The sequence below is a fragment of the Flagellimonas sp. genome (genome assembly GCF_965233845.1).
GTDB lineage: Bacteria > Bacteroidota > Bacteroidia > Flavobacteriales > Flavobacteriaceae > Flagellimonas.
This window is the reverse complement of the sequence record NZ_OZ247584.1, coordinates 3,495,178-3,513,818: the sequence shown is the minus strand read 5'-3', so window position 1 is coordinate 3,513,818 and position 18,641 is coordinate 3,495,178. Positions and strand designations below refer to the sequence as shown.

Annotated in this window: 16 protein-coding genes; 12 read left to right on the top strand and 4 right to left on the bottom strand. The window is 43.2% G+C overall.

Going from position 1 to position 18,641, the window contains the following annotated elements:
* Positions 1–102: 102 nt before the first annotated feature.
* Together ACO6S0_RS15575 and ACO6S0_RS15570 are read right to left on the bottom strand one after the other, a co-directional pair.
* The gene (locus tag ACO6S0_RS15575; protein ID WP_422349240.1) at positions 103–2,331 is read right to left on the bottom strand and encodes a hypothetical protein; all 2,229 of its coding nucleotides are present in this window, start codon (positions 2,329–2,331) and stop codon (positions 103–105) included.
* A gap of 67 nt (positions 2,332–2,398) precedes the next feature.
* Positions 2,399–5,257, bottom strand: coding sequence for a TonB-dependent receptor domain-containing protein (locus ACO6S0_RS15570; RefSeq protein WP_422349239.1), 2,859 nt, complete (start codon positions 5,255–5,257; stop codon positions 2,399–2,401).
* Positions 5,258–5,438: 181 nt separating this feature from the next.
* Here ACO6S0_RS15570 and ACO6S0_RS15565 point away from each other — a divergent pair, with 181 nt between their 5' ends.
* Both ACO6S0_RS15565 and ACO6S0_RS15560 read left to right on the top strand, forming a co-directional pair.
* Positions 5,439–6,125, top strand: a complete 687-nt coding sequence (locus ACO6S0_RS15565; protein WP_422349238.1) for a response regulator transcription factor — start codon at positions 5,439–5,441, stop codon at positions 6,123–6,125.
* Positions 6,125–7,180, top strand: coding sequence for an ATP-binding protein (locus ACO6S0_RS15560; RefSeq protein ID WP_422349237.1), 1,056 nt, complete (start codon positions 6,125–6,127; stop codon positions 7,178–7,180). Before ACO6S0_RS15565 ends, ACO6S0_RS15560 begins: the two co-directional genes overlap by 1 nt.
* On the opposite strand, the gene ACO6S0_RS15555 is transcribed toward ACO6S0_RS15560, so the two are convergent.
* Positions 7,105–8,217 (bottom strand): glycosyltransferase family protein, encoded by a 1,113-nt coding sequence (locus ACO6S0_RS15555; RefSeq protein WP_422349236.1) that lies wholly within the window; start codon positions 8,215–8,217, stop codon positions 7,105–7,107. The two genes, ACO6S0_RS15560 and ACO6S0_RS15555, sit on opposite strands and share 76 nt — an antisense overlap.
* Before the next feature lie 80 nt (positions 8,218–8,297).
* Between ACO6S0_RS15555 and trmB the strand changes: the two genes are divergently transcribed.
* The 7 genes from trmB to ACO6S0_RS15520 all read left to right on the top strand — a co-directional run bounded on the left by trmB (position 8,298) and on the right by ACO6S0_RS15520 (position 13,105).
* Entirely contained in the window at positions 8,298–8,966 is a 669-nt protein-coding gene (gene trmB, locus ACO6S0_RS15550) for a tRNA (guanosine(46)-N7)-methyltransferase TrmB (RefSeq protein WP_422349235.1), read from the top strand.
* 3 nt (positions 8,967–8,969) lie between these two features.
* Entirely contained in the window at positions 8,970–9,599 is a 630-nt protein-coding gene (locus ACO6S0_RS15545; protein ID WP_422349234.1) for a LysE family transporter, read from the top strand.
* 106 nt (positions 9,600–9,705) lie between these two features.
* A complete protein-coding gene (locus tag ACO6S0_RS15540) occupies positions 9,706–10,032 on the top strand; it encodes an MGMT family protein (protein ID WP_422351838.1) in 327 nt (108 codons plus the stop codon).
* 227 nt (positions 10,033–10,259) lie between these two features.
* Positions 10,260–11,399 carry a P-loop NTPase gene (locus ACO6S0_RS15535; RefSeq protein ID WP_422349233.1) on the top strand — a complete coding sequence of 380 codons (1,140 nt, stop codon included), beginning with the start codon at positions 10,260–10,262 and terminating at the stop codon, positions 11,397–11,399.
* Positions 11,400–11,401: 2 nt separating this feature from the next.
* Positions 11,402–11,641 (top strand): NifU family protein, encoded by a 240-nt coding sequence (locus ACO6S0_RS15530; protein ID WP_422349232.1) that lies wholly within the window; start codon positions 11,402–11,404, stop codon positions 11,639–11,641.
* Between the two features lie 70 nt (positions 11,642–11,711).
* Positions 11,712–12,770 carry an NAD(P)/FAD-dependent oxidoreductase gene (locus tag ACO6S0_RS15525; RefSeq protein ID WP_422349231.1) on the top strand — a complete coding sequence of 353 codons (1,059 nt, stop codon included), beginning with the start codon at positions 11,712–11,714 and terminating at the stop codon, positions 12,768–12,770.
* 2 nt (positions 12,771–12,772) lie between these two features.
* On the top strand, positions 12,773–13,105 hold the full coding sequence (locus ACO6S0_RS15520) for a ferredoxin (RefSeq protein ID WP_422349230.1): 333 nt from the start codon (positions 12,773–12,775) through the stop codon (positions 13,103–13,105).
* A gap of 94 nt (positions 13,106–13,199) precedes the next feature.
* Here ACO6S0_RS15520 and ACO6S0_RS15515 read toward each other — a convergent pair whose 3' ends face one another.
* Positions 13,200–14,936, bottom strand: coding sequence for an ABC transporter ATP-binding protein (locus tag ACO6S0_RS15515; protein WP_422349229.1), 1,737 nt, complete (start codon positions 14,934–14,936; stop codon positions 13,200–13,202).
* Between the two features lie 125 nt (positions 14,937–15,061).
* Here ACO6S0_RS15515 and ACO6S0_RS15510 point away from each other — a divergent pair, with 125 nt between their 5' ends.
* The 3 genes from ACO6S0_RS15510 to ACO6S0_RS15500 are packed head-to-tail and all read left to right on the top strand — an operon-like array spanning position 15,062 to position 18,547.
* Positions 15,062–16,117 carry a TPM domain-containing protein gene (locus ACO6S0_RS15510; protein ID WP_422349228.1) on the top strand — a complete coding sequence of 352 codons (1,056 nt, stop codon included), beginning with the start codon at positions 15,062–15,064 and terminating at the stop codon, positions 16,115–16,117.
* A 42-nt stretch (positions 16,118–16,159) separates the two neighbouring features.
* Entirely contained in the window at positions 16,160–16,369 is a 210-nt protein-coding gene (locus ACO6S0_RS15505) for an alkylphosphonate utilization protein (RefSeq protein ID WP_422349227.1), read from the top strand.
* A 42-nt stretch (positions 16,370–16,411) separates the two neighbouring features.
* On the top strand, positions 16,412–18,547 hold the full coding sequence (locus ACO6S0_RS15500; protein WP_422351837.1) for an acylase: 2,136 nt from the start codon (positions 16,412–16,414) through the stop codon (positions 18,545–18,547).
* Positions 18,548–18,641 lie beyond the last annotated feature (94 nt).

The following is an 18,641-nucleotide window of genomic DNA, read 5'->3' as shown; positions in this document are numbered from 1 at the left end:
ATCAGAAAAAGCCTACATTTATGTTATTTGAATGATACAATATTGTAAATAAAAAGCCCCGCAAAGCGGGGCTCTTACATCAAAAAAGTTTGTACTTAAATCTTAGAAACCAGTTGTCCAGCCATCTGCCCAAGTGGGTTGGTCAGCACCGTTTCCGGCTCCTGTATTATCACCTTCCACGATAAAATCTTGGTTGGCACCAATATAATCTGTTTGTGCAAAGCCTGTCGCAGGGTTGGCAAATTGCATTGGGTCAATGGATAGGGCATCCGCCTCAATTCTAACGGCCGCTTCTGTATCAGTATCCTTTACCGTAACTCCAAGATCCACTCCGCTGGTGAAGAAGTTGGTAATTGTAAAGTTTCCGCCTCCTTCTTTGAAGAAGAGGGCCCCTTCGGTCACAGGACCTACAACCGTAATGTTGCTCAAAGTGGTTGTGGTCACAGGAGTGGCATCTCCGTTGTCCCCATTGTTAGAGCCTTCAATACCTGCTTTGGCACCACCGGCAATATACCAGTTGCTACCGTTTCCTGTCCATCCATCGGCAAAGTCAATGGAATCATCTCCACTGCCAATGGAAACCAAGTAGTTACCGTTTACGGTACCGCCGAAGAACTCAATACCATCATCACCACCGTTATAGGACTGCACATATTCAAAAGTAGTGCCGTTACCAACTCCAAACAAGGAAACCCCGTTAAACTCCTTATCGTTGGAGAAAGTAGCACCTGTATATTCAACGCGTAAATAGGTTATGGATCCTGAATCGTCATCAGCAGCATCACCGCCATAGGTAAGGTCACCCACCTCTGTAGTGATATCGTTTCCTTTGTTGGTAGGAGCGTTTCCGGCAATTACCAAACCACCCCAATCTCCAGGAGCAGGAGTGTCACTGGAAGAAGTCATTACCACAGGATTGTTGGCTTCGCCATTGATGAAGATTTGTGCACCTCTTTCAACTCCAATAAAGGCAGCAGTACCACCAGCAGCCTTAATGGTTGTTCCAGCAGGAATGGTCAAAGATCCACCTGATTTAACGATGAATCCGCTGGTCAAGAAGTACTCGGTAGCTGCGTCTAGCGCAACATCACCGGTTACCTCACCGGCCAGGTTTTCAGTACCTGCACCACTATTGCTCAAGCCAGTAGTCCAACCGGCGGCCCAGTTAGGGGCAGCAGCTCCGTTACCAGCACCTGTGGCTACACCTTCTGTATAGAAGTCGTTGGCGCCAGTATAAGTTGTTGCTTCAAAATCCGTTGGGGTATCAGAAAATTGGATGTTGGTAATGGTAAGATCGCCATTGTCAATTCGGGCAATAGCCTGGGCATCTGTATCATTAACGCTTACACCGATTTTGGCGTTGCTTACATAGAAGTTGTCGATAGTAAAGTTACCACCACCTTCTTTGAAGAACAAGGCACCTTCATCGTTGGTAGGACCAACAACGGTGATATTGCTCAACATGGTTGTGGTCACAGGAGTGGCATCACCATTATCTCCGTTGTTGGAGCCTTCAATACCTGCTTTGGCACCACCGGAAATATACCAGTTGCTACCATTTCCAGTCCATCCATCAGCAAAATCAATGGAATCATCACCGCTACCGATGGACACCAAGAAGTCACCGTCAACGGAACCACCAAAGAACTCGATTCCGTCATCACCTCCGTTAAAGGACTGTACGTATCTGAAAACAGTTCCTGAACCTACACCAAATAAGGAGACTCCGTTGAACTCCTTGTCATTGGAGAAAGTTGCACCGGTATATTCAACTCTTAGGTATTGGATAGATCCTGAGTTGTCATCCGCCGTGCTACCACCATAGGTCAAGTCACCCACTTCTGTGGTGATGTCGGTTCCTTTGTTGGTTGGAGCATCTCCAGCAATAACCAATCCACCCCAGTCACCTGGAGCTGGGTTAGCGGCACCTGAGGTCATTACCACTGGATTGGAAGACGTACCGTTAATAAATATTTGTGCACCTCTTTCAACACCGATAAAGGCAGCCGTACCTCCCGCAGCTTTGATCGTAGTACCTGCAGGAATGGTCAAAGAAGACCCCGATTTAACAATATAGGCATCGGTAAGGTTGTACTCCAAAGATGCATCCAAGGTAGTATCTGTGTTAACATCGCCGGAAAGTTCTACCGCATTCACTGGGCATTCGTTACAAGATGAACCTCCACAGTCCACTCCTGTTTCATCGCCATTTTGGATGTTGTCATTACAAGTAGCCTGAATAGTGCTACTTCCTCCATCATCACTACTACAAGAGACCACGAAAGTCAGTGTAGAAAGGCCAAAAATGAATTTTAAAAGCGTTTTTTTCATTGTTTTAGTTTTTTAGAAGTAAGTAATTGAGAATTTATATTTGGTCATTAATAAATTACACTTGGTCTTAGAATCTATAGGTCATGGATAACCTCAAATCGATTCCTTTTTTATATGTAAGGATATCTACCTCTTCCTCCAACACACCACGTTCTACGAAAATGGGATCTATGTTACTGCTGGCATCATCTTGGTAGCGTTCCACGGATGGATCTAAAAGGTTCTTGGCGTTCAGGCCAAAGGTCAAATGCTTGTTCAACTGAAATTTGGTCACCAAATCCAAAGTGGGAACACCCCTATCAATAAGGTTGCCCCTACCTTCTGAACCAAGGGCAAATACACGCTCCGAAAAGTAGTTGAACGCCATGGTAGCCTGGAAATTCCTATCCTCCCTCAATTCAGTAAAGTAGCTTACATCGGCATTCACGATGAAGTCAGATGCTCCACTTAAATTGGTTTCGGTAAAAGTGGGTCTTACCGTAAATGTGGTTTCTTCCGCAATTTTATCGGGGTCCAATTTTTGGTTGGTGTTCAAATAGGAGAAATTGGCACCAACGGTAAGGCTCTCCGAGAGGATGTTGTCTGCGGTTTCTTTTTCAATTTCGAAAAGTTGCTTTCGTACTTCAAGTTCTGCTCCTATTGCAGTTGCGTTGTCCCCAGTATTGGCCCAACTGATATCATTGGCAGCGGATGCTACCGTGATTTGGTTGATGGGATCCTGGATGAAACGACCAAAGGCAGTTAAAGAAACTACCTCGCTGGCGGATGGGAACAATTCCCATCGAACATCAAAATTGTAGTTGGTGGAGCTTTGCAAATCTGGATTACCAAAGGAATCCTGGTTGACCTCTTCCTGAAATAAGAAAGGTGCTCTTTCTTTGAATTGAGGCAACGTATAGGTCTTACTTGCAGCCAATCTCAAGTTTTGTTTCTCGTTTAACGCATACTTAAAGGAAACAGAGGGCAGTACCTCAAAGTTGTCCAATTCATTGCTGCCCTCTCCCTGGATTACTGTACTCCAATTGATGGATTGGTTGATCTGTTCTCCACGGATCCCGGCAAGCATGGTGAATTTGTCGCTCACCTTATATTCAAAATTGACGTAACCGGCATGGATATCTTGGCTACCATTATAGAACTGGGGCTCCAATGCACCTGCAAAGGAAAGAGGCCCTCTAAATGTTCTTATTTGATACAGCCCATTGACAAGGTTTTCCTGATTGAAGTAGGCATCAATGTTTCTAGGATCTACCAAAGGTTGATCAATCGGGTTGTTATTGGAATCCCTAAGCAAAATCTGGAAGTTGAACTGCTCCGCCTCAAAATCCACATCTTTGAACCTTCCACTATATCCCAAAGTTAACTTACCGTCAAAATCATCGTCTTCGTTGGCCTTGAACTTATAGGTAAGGGCCAGGTTTCCAGAAATCTCCTCCTCGTCCAAATCTTGGAAAAAACGGTGATTGCTGGAGGCAGCTGAAACCAAACGGAAGGATTTTGGTCCATTAGGTTCACTGTTGTTGTCTGGAAGAACGGTATTTTGTCTTCTGTCCGGTACTTTGTTGGCCAAGAAGTTATAGGCTGCTCCCCATTTTACATCAAAACGATTTCCCAGTCCATGTTCGCCCAATAATTGGTGGACAAACAACGTATTTCTTTCAAAAGTGGCACGCTGAACAAAACCACCTCCTTGGGGTGCGTCATCTTCACGGTCTATGATTCCCTCAAACTCGTCCTGTCTTTGGGTTGAGGTGTTAAGGAACAAATAGTTGTACTTAATGGAGTGGTCTTTGTGTCTTAAACCCACATTACCCATTGCTGTGGTATTGGTGGAATATCGATAGCCAACATAATCGTACTCGGAGTTGGGCAGTGCTGTACCAATGTTTACGCCTCCATTGTTAATACCTTCCCTGTATTGGAATCTATTGCTGAATGAGCCAGTTGCGAAGAAATTGATACGGGTGTTTTCACCTAAATTAAAACTGTTCCCACCTCTTATGGAACCGCCAATATTTGTGGGGGTTCCACCATCTTCACGATCCCAGCTTGTGGTAAAGTTGTAGTTGTTCAATGGAAACTCTGGCGAATTTGTATTATAGAACCCAGAGTAATTTGGACCTTCGTTTAAATAAAAGTCCTCTCCAGTGGCAACCGTGTTAATTCCAGACTGCAATCCAACTTCCAAGAAACCAGATCCATTATAGTCTTTGGAAACAATATCTATGTTTGCACCGGCGAAATCTCCATAGTTTCCTATGCTATAGGTCTTGTCAATACCGATGGATTGAACAATGCTTGTACCAAAAATGCCCAAATCAATGTTCTTTCTGGAAGGATCGTTGGATGGAAGTGGAAGACCATTCAGAGTGGTTACATTGTATCGGTCGCCCAAACCTCTAACAAAAACGTTTCCAGAACCTTCTTCCTTGGAAACCCCCGTAACCTTGGAAACGGCCGTGGCCACATCTCCAACACCTTTTCTGGCCAATTCTTGCGCGCCTATGGAAGTTTTTATTTCTACCGCTCTTTTCTGATCTAAAAGTAACGCGGCCTCAGAATCCTGACGTGCAACTGTGGTTACCACCACTTCATCCAAGGCAAGGCCAGCGGAAGCACTCATAGGCACATCAATGTTGGTTACCTTATCGGCTACAACCTCTACATTTGGAATTTCAATGGTTTCGTAACCCAAGTAGCTGAAAACAATAGTGTAGGTTCCAGGGTCGATTCCCGCAATCTCGTAAAGCCCGTCAAAATCGGATGTGGTACCAAGAGTAGTACCTTTGATTAGCACGTTGGCAAAGGCCAAAGGCTCATTGTTTAATTCTTTGTCTGTTAATTTACCCACGATGCTTCCCGTGGTCTCTTGCGCACTAATTTGTAACCCTACAAACAGTGTGAAAATCAATAAAATATATTTCATTAGGTATTAAATCTAGATGGCGCAAAGAAAGACCTGTGCTGTAAAAGCGATGTTACCCGCGTGTTAAGTGTTTTTTGGGTAATTGTTACAATAATGTTACCACATTAAATGAACGTTAAGCATTTATGGCGTTATAGTATTATCTTTACATTTGGGCGATCAACCATATAAATACCATCTTATGAAAACAAAGGACATTAAGATATTACTCGTTGATGATGAGCCAGATATCCTGGAAATTGTGAGCTATAATCTTGCTGCTGAAGGGTACGAAGTCTTTACTGCCAAAAACGGTGTGGAAGGGGTGGCCAAGGCCAAAAAGAAAAACCCACATCTCATCATTTTGGATGTGATGATGCCCGAGATGGATGGTATTGAAGCTTGTGAGATCATCCGCAATACCCCAGGTCTTGAAAATACCATCATCACCTTTTTAACGGCTCGTGGGGAAGACTACTCCCAAGTGGCCGGTTTTGATGCAGGCGCGGACGACTACATTACCAAACCCATCAAACCAAAAGTGTTGGTAAGCAAGGTAAAGGCGCTATTAAGAAGGCTGAAAGAGGAGAAAGCCGAAACCGAGGACATTGTTAAGGTGGGTAACATCATCATCAATCGGGAGGAATACAAGATCATCAACAATGGAGAAGAGATCATTCTCCCAAGAAAGGAGTTTGAACTACTGTCACTTTTAACCTCCAAGCCCAGTAAGGTGTTCAAAAGGGAAGTGATTTTGGATAAGGTCTGGGGCAATGAAGTCGTTGTTGGGGGTAGAACCATAGATGTACATATAAGAAAGCTACGTGGAAAAATTGGGGATGAGCACTTTAAAACCGTTAAGGGCGTAGGGTATAAGTTTGTCCTATAATGGCCGTACAACTCAGGAAGTCCTTCACTTTTGCCATAAAATCCTCCCTGCTGATCACCCCGGCACTCACATTACTTTTCGGGGGGATTCTTTATTATTCCGATCAATTTAGCTGGTTACCTGCGATTCTCTTTGCATTATTGTGCTTTGTGGTTTGCTTCTCCATCATACAAATTAGGGTGGAGCGATTTATTTACCGAAGGATAAAGAAGATCTACGATGATGTGTCCTTATTGGAATCCACTTCCTTCTCCTCCAAACCGGTCACCACCAGCATGAAAACCCTTACCCAAGAGATTGAGAAGTTTGCCCAGGATAAGAAAATAGAGATCGATACCTTAAAAATTCGGGAAGAATATCGTAAGGATTTCTTGGGCAATGTTTCGCACGAATTGAAAACCCCCTTATTTACGGTGCAAGGTTATATCCTTACCCTTTTGGATGGTGCCATGAACGATAAAAAAATTAGGGAAAAATACTTGACCCGGGCCAACAAAGGGGTGGAAAGATTGATCTACATTGTTAAGGATTTGGATCTTATTACCAAACTGGAGGTGGGTGACCTAAAACTGGAACGGGAAGATTTTGATATTATCGAGCTCATTCAAAATGTGTTTGATCTTTTGGAAATGAAGGCGGCCCAAAAAGAGATAACACTCACTTTTGATATGGAATATACCCAGCCCATTTTTGTGAATGCGGATAAGGAAAAAATTCAGCAAGTGGTGAGCAATTTATTGGTCAACTCTATTAAATATGGCCACCCAAACGGAACCACAGAGGTGAGCGTGGAGAATTTGATCAAAAATAAGGTCATCATCCGCGTCACGGATAACGGAGAAGGAATTCCCAAACAACATATTCCGCGTTTGTTTGAACGGTTTTATCGGGTGGACCAGAGTGGAAGTCGGAGCGAAGGTGGTTCGGGTCTTGGGCTTTCCATTGTAAAGCACATCATTGAGGCGCATGACGAAAAAATTTATGTGGAAAGTGAAGTGGAAGTAGGTTCCGAGTTTTCCTTTACCTTGGAAAAAACAGTAAAGAGTTCGGAATAATTCACTGAGGTCTCAAATCGATTCAACCCTTCAAAATCTTCAATTTGATTGAGCATTTCCAATCTAAAATCATCTTGATTGCAGCTTGGAGCCAATTGTTGTTTTTGCAAACGTTTGGCCAAATAAACCTGCTCGTATTGTCCAGGAGTGGGGATAAAGAAGGCCTTTTTTTCCAGCTTGGCCAAATCCATCACGGTGGTATAACCGGATCTACATAACACTTTTTCGCTTTGGTTCAGGGCAATTTGCAATTCGTTGCTCTGCATAAAATTGAACACGGTGATCACTCCTTTTTGGGTATGGATTTCCTCCCTGATCTGATCTGATTCAATTTTGCCCTTGACAAACAATACCCTGCCCTCAAAACCTTGGAGTTCATTCAAGATCTTTTCCTCCAAAAATGAGCGTTGGGGCTCCGGGCCGGAGAGAAGAACCATAAGGTCATACTTCATTTCGGTTTCCAATTTCTCAAACCGACTCAGAGGACCTAAATAGGCAATGTTGAACTTCTCCTTTTTTAAGTGTCCCAACTTTCCGGTAAGATTCGGTTTGCCCTTTACATCGGGAACCCAGCACGCATCAAACTTTTTAATGACTTTCTGATGGGCTTTGGTACTCATCCAGGTAGTGTTTCCGGACAGCACGTTAAGCTGATGGGTAATAAAAACACAGGGCACCTTTTTAAAATAGGCCCCCATACGATTGTCCGAAATAATTCCATCCAATCCGTGTTCTTTTACCAATTTTTTCACGGCCTTTTTCTCCTTGGCCATAGCCTTGATGACCTTGGGGGAATCCCATATCATTTTAATTTTGAAATTCTTCCCTTTTTCAGCATAGGTAATGTTGTAGGAAGGAAGTTCAAAAGAGGTCAACTTAGGGAACTCCTTTTGTAACAAAGCCAGTGCTACACCGTCTGAAGCTATATAAGGTTGATGTCCTTCAGCCAACAATGCATTGATTATGGGAATACATCTTGTGGCATGGCCAAGTCCCCAATTGAGCGGGGCCACCAAAATACGTTTGGAACTTTGCATGAATACAAAAAAATGAAACTCAATTTGCCTTTGGATTTCCTTAGTTTTGCCAAAACATTAAATTTTGCTCAAAAAGCACCGTGGGAAGTAAGAACAAATTGAAACGCTTTAGGGAAAACGAGACTTTTTCCAATGTAATCCAACCCAGTAGAGATGAAATTTTGGAGGGATTTGGATGGAAGGGAAAATGGACATCGTTTTTTAAAAATGACAATCCGATTGTATTGGAATTAGGTTGTGGAAAGGGAGAATACACTGTTGAACTGGCTAGGCGAAATCCGAACAAAAACTTTATTGGGATTGATATAAAAGGGGCACGTTTTTGGAGGGGTGCGAAAACAGCGATTCAAGAAGAAATACAAAATGTGGCCTTCCTACGTACCCAAATTGAATTGGTGGACCAACTTTTTGGAGCACATGAAGTGGACGAAATTTGGATTACATTTCCAGACCCCCAAATCAAATACAAGCGAACCAAGCATCGCATGACCAACCCGGAATTTTTGAAGAAATACGAACAGATTTTACGGCCGGGAGGACTATTGAACCTAAAGACGGACAGTGAATTTATGCATGGTTATACCTTGGGACTTTTACAAGGTCTTGGGCATGAAATTGTATATTCCAACCACAATGTTTACAAAAATGCAGGGAGTCCTGCAGAGGTAACTGAAATTCAAACATTCTATGAAAATCAGTATCTTGAAAAAGGAAAGCCAATAACCTACATCCAATTTAGGATCAACTAACCAATGACGCATATACTTATTCTTTTTTTTGCCACTTTTTCGGCGGCATTCATGGCAACGGTACCTCCTGGTTTGCTCAATATGAACGCGGCCAAGACCAGTGTTGAAAAAGGAAAGTTGAACGGGGTTATTTTTAGTCTGGGAGTTTCTTCCATGATCATGGTTCAGGCGTATATAGCCGTATTAATTTCCAAATTTTTATATCGAAACCCCGAGGTAATCGACATACTTTTAAAGATTGCCATTCTTGTATTTGCCTTTTTTGCCATTTACTTTTTTGTGGTGGCCAAAAGAAAAAAAGAGCAACAGCTCACGGATGTCAACCTGAGCAAAAAGAACAGCTTTTTTAAGGGGGTTTTGTTGGCCGCACTTAATCTGTTGACCATTCCCTACTATAGTGGCCTTAATGCCATGTGGAACGAAGCGGGCTGGATCAAGTTTGAAGCCGCGGACATTGTGACCTTTGTTTTGGCAGCTGGGACAGGAACTTTTTCGGTACTCTATTTGTATACCTTCTATTTTAATAAATTGGAGCGCAAAACCAACCGCTTTTCGCGGAACTCCAACTATATCCTTAGCGCTTTAATGTTGGTTTTGTTAGTGATTACCTTGTTTAGGATTTTTTATAAGTAGCACCATATTTCCCTTATGCGGTTGTATTGGACCTTCTAAAACATTGTCAAGGTTTATGAAATTCGTGTAATTTGTGTCAAACCATTTGAATATTGATTATATAATGATGGAAGAGAAAAACTTTTTTGACAAGGTATATGAAGTGGCCAGGCTGATTCCTTATGGAAGGGTTACGTCTTACGGGGCCATTGCCAAATACTTGGGGGCAGCCCGCAGTGCGCGAATGGTGGGTTGGGCCATGAACAACTCCGGGGCCAAAGATGTTCCTGCGCATAGAGTGGTAAACCGAGTTGGTGTACTTACGGGAAAACAGCATTTTGATGGAACCAACCTTATGCAACAACTTTTGGAAAATGAAGGCTTGGAGATCCAGGACAACCAAATTGTGGACTTTCAAAAGTACTTTTGGGATCCGGCCAAGGAACTGCTCTGATTCAATTGACAATTTATAGTTAACAATTAGGGCAGTAAACCAATTCATTGACCATCACCCATTTCCCACTTTCCATTTTCAACTCTCCATTTTCCATTTACTATCAGCTATTAATCCTAGCTATCCCACCATCTTTAATTTCAATGCACAAACTTCTTAGTCTAAGTGCCATGGCGTATCTTTGTAATTTAGAATCAGTTTAAGCGACTGCAATCAAAATAAGAGCAATGAAGTTGAAAAAAGCGGACATACTTAAGGCTTTGGAACTGATATCTGCTCCAGGGGAAGGACAGAATCTGGTGGAGAGCGGTGCTGTTACCAATGTACAGGTTTTTGGTGATGAGGTAGAGGTAGATGTCACCATAAAAAACCCAAGTCTTCAGGCGAGAAAGAAAACGGAGGTAGAGATACTGAAAATCATTCATAAGGAGGTTTATGAAAAGGCCAAAATCAAAATCAACCTAAAGGTTGATGCTCCAGCTAAACCCAAGGTCAATCAAATTAAGGGGAATCCCATTCCAGGAATCCAAAACATAATCGCAGTGGCCTCTGGCAAAGGGGGTGTTGGAAAATCGACTGTAACTGCTAATTTGGCCGTGACCTTGGCCAAAATGGGGTTCAAGGTGGGACTTTTGGATACGGATATTTATGGGCCTTCCATGCCTATTATGTTTGATGTGGCCGCTGAAAAACCATTGTCAGTAAATATTGATGGCAAGAACAAGATGAAACCCATAGAGAATTATGGGGTCAAGCTTTTGTCCATCGGCTTTTTTACCCAGCCAAACCAGGCAGTGATATGGCGAGGTCCCATGGCGTCCAAGGCGTTGAACCAAATGATTTTTGATGCCCACTGGGGCGAGTTGGATTTTCTGCTCTTGGATCTCCCTCCGGGAACAGGGGACATACATTTGAGTATCATGCAATCGCTTCCGGTCACTGGTGCCGTTGTGGTGAGTACGCCACAAGAAATTGCACTTGCCGATGCTAGAAAAGGCGTGGCTATGTTCCAGCAAGAGGCCATTAATGTGCCTGTACTGGGAATCGTGGAAAATATGGCCTACTTTACCCCTGCCGAGCTCCCTAATAACAAATATCATATCTTTGGTAAGAATGGTGCCAAGAATTTGGCAGAAGACTTGGATGTCAAGTTTTTAGGGGAGATTCCGTTGGTGCAAAGTATTCGGGAAGCAGGTGATGTTGGAAGACCCGCAGCCATGCAAACGGCTACCCCAATTGAGGAAGCCTTTGAGGAACTGACAAAAAATGTGGTTCGGGAATTGGTGAGTAGGAACACCGACCTTCCACCCACAGAAGCAATCAAGATTACAACAATGGCGGGTTGTGCTGCCGTTAAAAAGAAATGAGCATGACATCGGAAGAAATAAAAAATAACGTTGAAAAAGCTTTGGACGAGATAAGACCGTTTCTGCAAAGTGATGGGGGTGATATTTCGTTGATTTCCATTGACAATGATAGTTTGGTGAAGGTGAAGCTTGAAGGAAATTGCATAGGTTGCAGTGTCAACCAAATGACTTTGAAAAGTGGTGTGGAAATGACCATAAAAAAATATGCCCCACAGATTGAGGAGGTCATTAATGTAGGTTAATCTGATGGAAGTCATGTTTCTTCTCTTCCCTAAACCCTAAGTTGCACGGATATCCAAATACCATTACTGCATGATTAAAACCGATATATTGATTATTGGGGCGGGACCTACGGGTCTTTTTACTGTTTTTGAAGCAGGCTTGTTACAACTTAAATGCCATTTGATTGATGCGCTTCCGCAGCCAGGGGGGCAATGTGCCGAAATTTATCCGAAAAAACCCATTTATGATATTCCGGGCTTTCCAGAGGTGTTGGCCGGAGAATTGGTGGATAATCTTATGGATCAAATCGCGCCGTTTCAACCTGGATTTACCCTTGGGGAACGGGCGGACAAAATTGAGAAACTGGAGGATGGTAGTTTTGTTGTCACTACCAACAAGGGAACCCAACATAATGCCCCGGTTGTTGCCATAGCTGGTGGATTGGGAAGCTTTGAGCCCAGAAAACCCCTATTGGAAAATCTTTCGAAATTTGAGGATAAGGGCGTTGCCTATATGATCAAGGAACCGGAGGTTTATCGGGACAAAAAGGTGCTGATTGCAGGAGGTGGCGATTCGGCTTTGGACTGGTCCATTTTCTTGGCGGATGTAGCATCCGAAGTTACCTTGGTTCATAGACGTAACGAATTTAGGGGCGCATTGGATTCCGTTGAAAAAGTACAGCAATTAAAAAATCAGGGAAAAATCAATTTGATTACCCCGGCCGAAGTGGTTGAACTACGTGGTGATGACAAGTTGAATGGGGTGGTTGTTAGAAAAACGGACAATTCGGAAGAAATTGAACTAGAGGTGGATAATTTTATTCCCCTTTTTGGACTTTCACCTAAATTAGGCCCGATTTCGGAATGGGGATTGGAAATTGAGAAAAATGCCATCAAAGTGGACAACACCTTGGATTACCAGACCAATATTCCCGGAATCTATGCTATTGGGGATATCAATACCTATCCAGGAAAGCTGAAATTGATTTTATGCGGATTCCACGAGGCTACCCTAATGTGTCAGAGTGCCTATCAGAGGATTTATCCGGATAAAAAGTATGTAATGAAATATACCACGGTGGGTGGCGTTACTGGTTTTGATGGAAGTAAAAAAGAAGCACCAAAGGCGGTGGTCAAAGCTATTGAATAAGAATGTCAGATATTAAGATTAAGATTACTGATCGGGACGGGGTGCTGCACGAGGTAGACGCTCCAACAGACATGAACATGAACCTTATGGAAGTGGTTCGCTCTTACGAACTTGCTCCGGAAGGAACCATTGGTATTTGTGGAGGAATGGCCATGTGTGCCTCCTGCCAATGCTATGTAAAGTCGGATCATGACCTGCCCGAAAAATCAGATGACGAAGATGCCATGTTGGCCGAAGCCTTTTTTGTGGAGGACAATAGCCGATTGGGATGTCAAATCCATATTACCCCGGAACTGGAAGGTTTGGAGGTGGAACTCGCCCCTGAGGAAGCGTAGCTCCAATCATTTTATCCGTTTTTGTAGGTAATTAAACATTTACGCATACGGTCTTTGGTCTCAAAGCGAAGCGTTCTTGGTCTAAAATCTTATTTCAAATCCTTGCTTGATAGGTAAAGAGATTGTAATACCTTCCTTCTGCGGCAATAAGCTCTTCATGGGTACCTTGTTCCATAATATACCCGTTCTCTATCACTAAAATCTGATCGGCTTTTCTGATGGTGCTCAAGCGGTGTGCAATTACAAAAGTGGTTCTTCCTTTGGTAAGCTCTGCCAAACTTTTTTGGATCAAGGCTTCGGATTCGGTATCCAAGTTGGAAGTAGCTTCGTCTAAAATCAGGATTTTGGGATCGGCCAAAACGGCCCGTGCTATGGCAATACGTTGGCGTTGGCCTCCAGAGAGCTTCACACCGCGTTCACCAATTAGCGTATCCAGCCCCTTATCAAATCGATCCGTAAATTCATCCACATAGGCTGCTCTAACTGCATTTTGCAAATCAGATTCAGAAGCATCGGGCCTGGGGAAAAGTATGTTTTCCCTAATGGTTCCCTCAAACAAAAAGTCGTCCTGAAGCACAACGCCCAGGTGCTGTCTAAAACTGATTAGGTCAACTTTGGAAAGATCTTTCCCGTCTATGGTCACCGTTCCGGAATCTGGCGTTATAAAACTAGCCGCTAAGCCGGCTATGGTTGATTTACCTGAGCCTGAACTGCCTACGAGGGCAATGACCTGCCCAGATTTAACTTCAAAAGAGATATTGTGCAAAACCTCTTTGTCCTCTTCATAGGCAAAGGACACGCTCTCAAAATTCATATCACCATGCATGGCTTCCAAGATATGGGTCCGGTCTTCCTCATTGATTTCTGGAACCATGTTCATAAGCTCTTCGGTTCTGTCCAGACCGGCCAGGGCCTCTGTCAGTTGGCTTCCAATGTTGCTCATTTGCATAATGGGGGCGATCATAAATCCCAGAAGCATATTAAATTCTACAAATTCACCCAAGGAAAGCGAACCTTCTATCATTTTATAGCCACCAAAACCCATTACACTGGTGGTGGCCACGCCCAACAGGAAAGTGGACGAACTGGTCATGAAAGCATTGGTGGTCAAACTTTTTTTGACTTTTTGGTATAAGCGATCAACCCCCTTTTCAAAAACAACATGTTCCTGTTTTTCGGCATTGAACCCTTTAATCACTCTAATGCCCCCTAGACTTTCCGTGAGCCTGCCCTTAACGTCCGCGTTGATTTTACCGCGTTCCCTAAAAATGGGCCTGATTATTTTAAAAGCTTTCAGTGCAATTAAGCCAAATATGATCAGGGGAACGAAGGTAAAAAGCGTCATAAAAACATCGATATCCAACAAAAGTATCAATGAGACCACAGCCGTAATGATTCCACCTACCAATTGTACCAGACCGGTACCCACCAGATTCCGTACCCCCTCCACATCTGTCATGATCCGAGACACCAGCGCCCCGGATTTGGAGTTGTCAAAAAATCGGATAGGCAACGAGAGCACATGTTTTTGGACCTTGGCACGCAGCTCTGAAATTAAAAATTGGGCCTGAACACTCAAAATTCGGGTGAGCAAAAAGGAAGTCACGGATTGAATGAGGATGGCCAACATTACTCCCGCAACCAAGTACTTGAGCATGTCAACATCTTTATTGACGATAACATCGTCTATCAAATATTTGGAGGCAATGGGAGCCACAAAACTGGCGGCCTTGCTAACGGCAATCAGCACCAGTCCAATGAAAACCAGATTCCGCTTGGGCCAAATGATGGTCTTGAACGCTGTTAATACACTTACCCTTTTTTCTGACATTTTAAAGTTGTTGCCGTTGCAAGTTAATTGATTTCAATGAGCCAATTGGGATATAAAAAAGAATTGGCATAGCAAAAAATAAGCGCCCAACATATAGTATATTTAAATATTTCAAGGACGTACTTATGGCATTGAAACACATAATGATAGGGCTAATTTTCTTTGTTTCCCTGTGTTGTTCCGCCCAGCAAAATTATCTGGAACTCAATCAGATTGTTACAGATAGCGCAAGAATTTTCACATCCCAAGAAATTGAGGAACTGAAGACCAAGCTAACAAACTTTGAATCTGAAACAACCCATCAGTTGGTGGTATTGACCATTGAGGAATTGGGATACCAAACCATTGAGGAATACGCCTACGGGACTTTCAACCAGAACAAACTGGGCCAAAAAGATAAAGATAATGGCATTCTGATCGTCTTTGCAAAAAATGACCGCCAGGTTAGAATTGAAGTGGGTTATGGATTGGAGCCTTACATCACCGATGCCGTAGCCTCAAGGATTATTCGAAATACCATGATACCCGAGTTTAAAGCGGAGAACTATTTTACTGGGATAGATCTTGCGACTGATCAAATCATCACCTTTTTAAATGAACCGGAAGCCTTGGAGGAATTTAAGCAGGAAATAGCTTCGGAAGGAGATATCAATGGCTGGGTAAAGCTCTTCATGGGTCTGTTTTTATCCATATTTGTTGCTGCAGGAGGGTTTCTTTTTTACAAATCCTATACTGGGATTGTGGAAATGTTTCGGGGCATGATGATTGGAAAATTGGGTTTGTTACAAGGGATTTTCATGGTACTTTTTGGGATGATTCCCACCATGTTTGCTTTGATTTTCGTGGGAATGCCTTTGTTTTTTGTCACGATGATTTTTGATATGGGAATCCATTGGGAGGAACACGAAAATTTGTTGGATGATTTATCTTGGGTGTATTGGATTATCGGAGGCTTTTTTCTTCTAACATTGGCACTGGCGTTGCTCAAAATACTGCTCAAGGGTAAGGAGGAGTTTAAACTTTCCCTGTACAAGAACGACGCAACCTATATGAGGAAGACATTTTCGTCATCAGGTTCCCATTCCTTTGGATCCAGTTCCGGGTCTTCCTTTGGAAGTTCCAGTAGCTTTTCGGGGGGAGGGGGAAGCTCAGGCGGTGGGGGCGCCAGTGGGAGTTGGTAAATCAATAATAATTCCTTTATTTTCACCTTTTAAAGCTTATTTATGGAAACCAAGGACAGCAACGGGAACTTTCTAGAAGACGGAGACAATGTTCACGTTACAAAGGATCTTAAAATTAAGGGGATGTCCAAAACACTAAAGCGGGGCAACCTTATCAAGAATATCAGATTGACCAACAATATCCACGAAGTGGAATGCAGAATAGGAAAGTCCTATATTGTTCTAAAGACTCAATTTTTGAAGAAGGCATAAGTGAAAACTGGAAATATTATATTGGGAATAGGCTTATGGGTAATAATTTCCTGCCAACAACAACAATCCCCAGAAGTTGAAAAATGGGAGGCCCAAGCGGAGAACGTCACCATAATTCGGGACGATTTTGGGGTACCCCACATCTATGGTAAAACGGACGCGGATGCTGTTTTTGGATTGCTATATGCACAATGCGAGGATGACTTTAACCGGGTGGAGCAAAATTATATCTGGGCCACGGGAAGATTGGCGGAAGTTGAGGGTGAGATAGGGCTGTACAGCGATCTGCGCGCCCGATTATTTATGACCAAGGAAGAAGCAATCCAAAACTATGAACAGAGTCCAGAATGGCTCAAGGAATTGTGCATTGCCTTTGCAGATGGCATCAACTATTACCTGCACACTCACCCAGAAGTAAAACCCCGATTGATTTCCCATTTTGAACCTTGGATGCCGATGTATTTCAGTGAGGGATCTATTGGGGGTGACATTGAACGGATTTCCATCCAAAAAATAAAGGCCTTTTACGAAAGCGGAATGGAACTGCCAAAGATGGAGCAATTGGAGATTCAGAAGAAAGAAGAAATGGCAGAACCCCAAGGATCCAATGGAATTGCTATCTCTGGAGATTTAACGGAGTCCGGAAATACCTTATTGTTGATCAACCCTCATACTTCCTTTTATTTTAGAGGCGAAGTACATGTGGTCAGTGAGGAAGGGCTCAATGCCTACGGTGCTGTAACTTGGGGGCAGTTCTTTGTGTACCAGGGCTTCAATGAAAAAACGGGTTGGATGCACACATCTACCTACACTGATGTAATGGATGAATTCAAGGAAACGATTGTTGAGAACGATGGGAATTTGTTCTATCAATACGGGGAAGAATTACGACCGGTTACAAAAACGGACGTCGTTCTAAAATACAAGGAAGGGAATCGGATGAAAGAAAAGTCCTTTCCTATGTATCGCACCCACCACGGACCCATTACGCATGCAGTGGATGGTCAATGGACGGCTTCGGCCATGATGTGGGAACCCGTAAAGGCTTTGGAACAGTCATACATTCGCACCAAGCAAAATGGCTATGATGGGTTTAGAAAGATGATGGACATCCGGACCAACTCCAGCAACAATACTGTTTATGCCGACGCCGAAGGGAATATTGCGTACTTCCATGGAAATTTTATCCCAAAAAGGGATACTATATATGATTTTACCAAACCTGTGGACGGTAGCAACCCCAAAACGGATTGGAAGGGCTTGCATACCGTGGATGAAAACATTTTGGTGCTGAATCCGGACAATGGTTGGATACAAAACTGTAATTCCACGCCGTACACGGCAGCTCTGGAAAATAGTCCTCAACGAGGTGACTATCCCAAATATATGTCTCGGGATCAGGAAAATTTTAGGGGAGTACATGCCATTGATTTATTGACGGATAGAAGCGGATTTACCTTGGATAATTTAATTGAACTGGCACATGATCCCCATTTGCCAGCTTTTGAGGCATTGATTCCCGGATTGATCAAGGCCTATGATGCCAACCCAAATCCGGCATTGAAGGAGCCGATTGAAGTTTTAAGAAATTGGGATTTCAGAACTTCCAAGACATCTGTAGGGATGACTTTGTCCCATTACTATGGAACCTTGTGCTACCAAAGAGCAGAACGGCTAAAGGGACTGTATGCCATGCAACTGGTGCAATATTGGGGTTCGGAATCTTCAGATGAGGAAAAATTGAAGCTGTTCCAAGAAACTGTGGAACGCTTGAACAATGATTTTGGGAATTGGAACACCCCATGGGGTGAGGTAAACAGATATCAACGACTCAATGGAGATATCAGACAGGCTTTTGATGATGCGGAACCTAGCATCCCTATTGGATTTGCCAGTGGGAGATGGGGCGCCCTAGCGGCTTACGGTGCCAGATACGATAACAATACCAAGAAAATCTATGGAACCCGAGGCAATAGTTTTGTTGCAGTTGTGGAGTTTGGGGATAAAGTCAAAGCCAAGACTATGTTGGCCGGGGGACAGAGTGGAGATCCCGACTCACCACATTTTGATGATCAGGCACAACCTTATGCCGATATGGATTTTAAGGATGCTGCCTTTTACAAGGAAGATGTGCAGCAAAGAGCCGTAAGCACGTATAAGCCAGGGGAAAAACCTTAGGGTTTGTTAAGACACAAGATAAAAGAAGCAAGAATCAAGACGAGTATTTGAACTTGAACTTGAATTTTTGAGCTTGAACTTGAATTTTGAACTT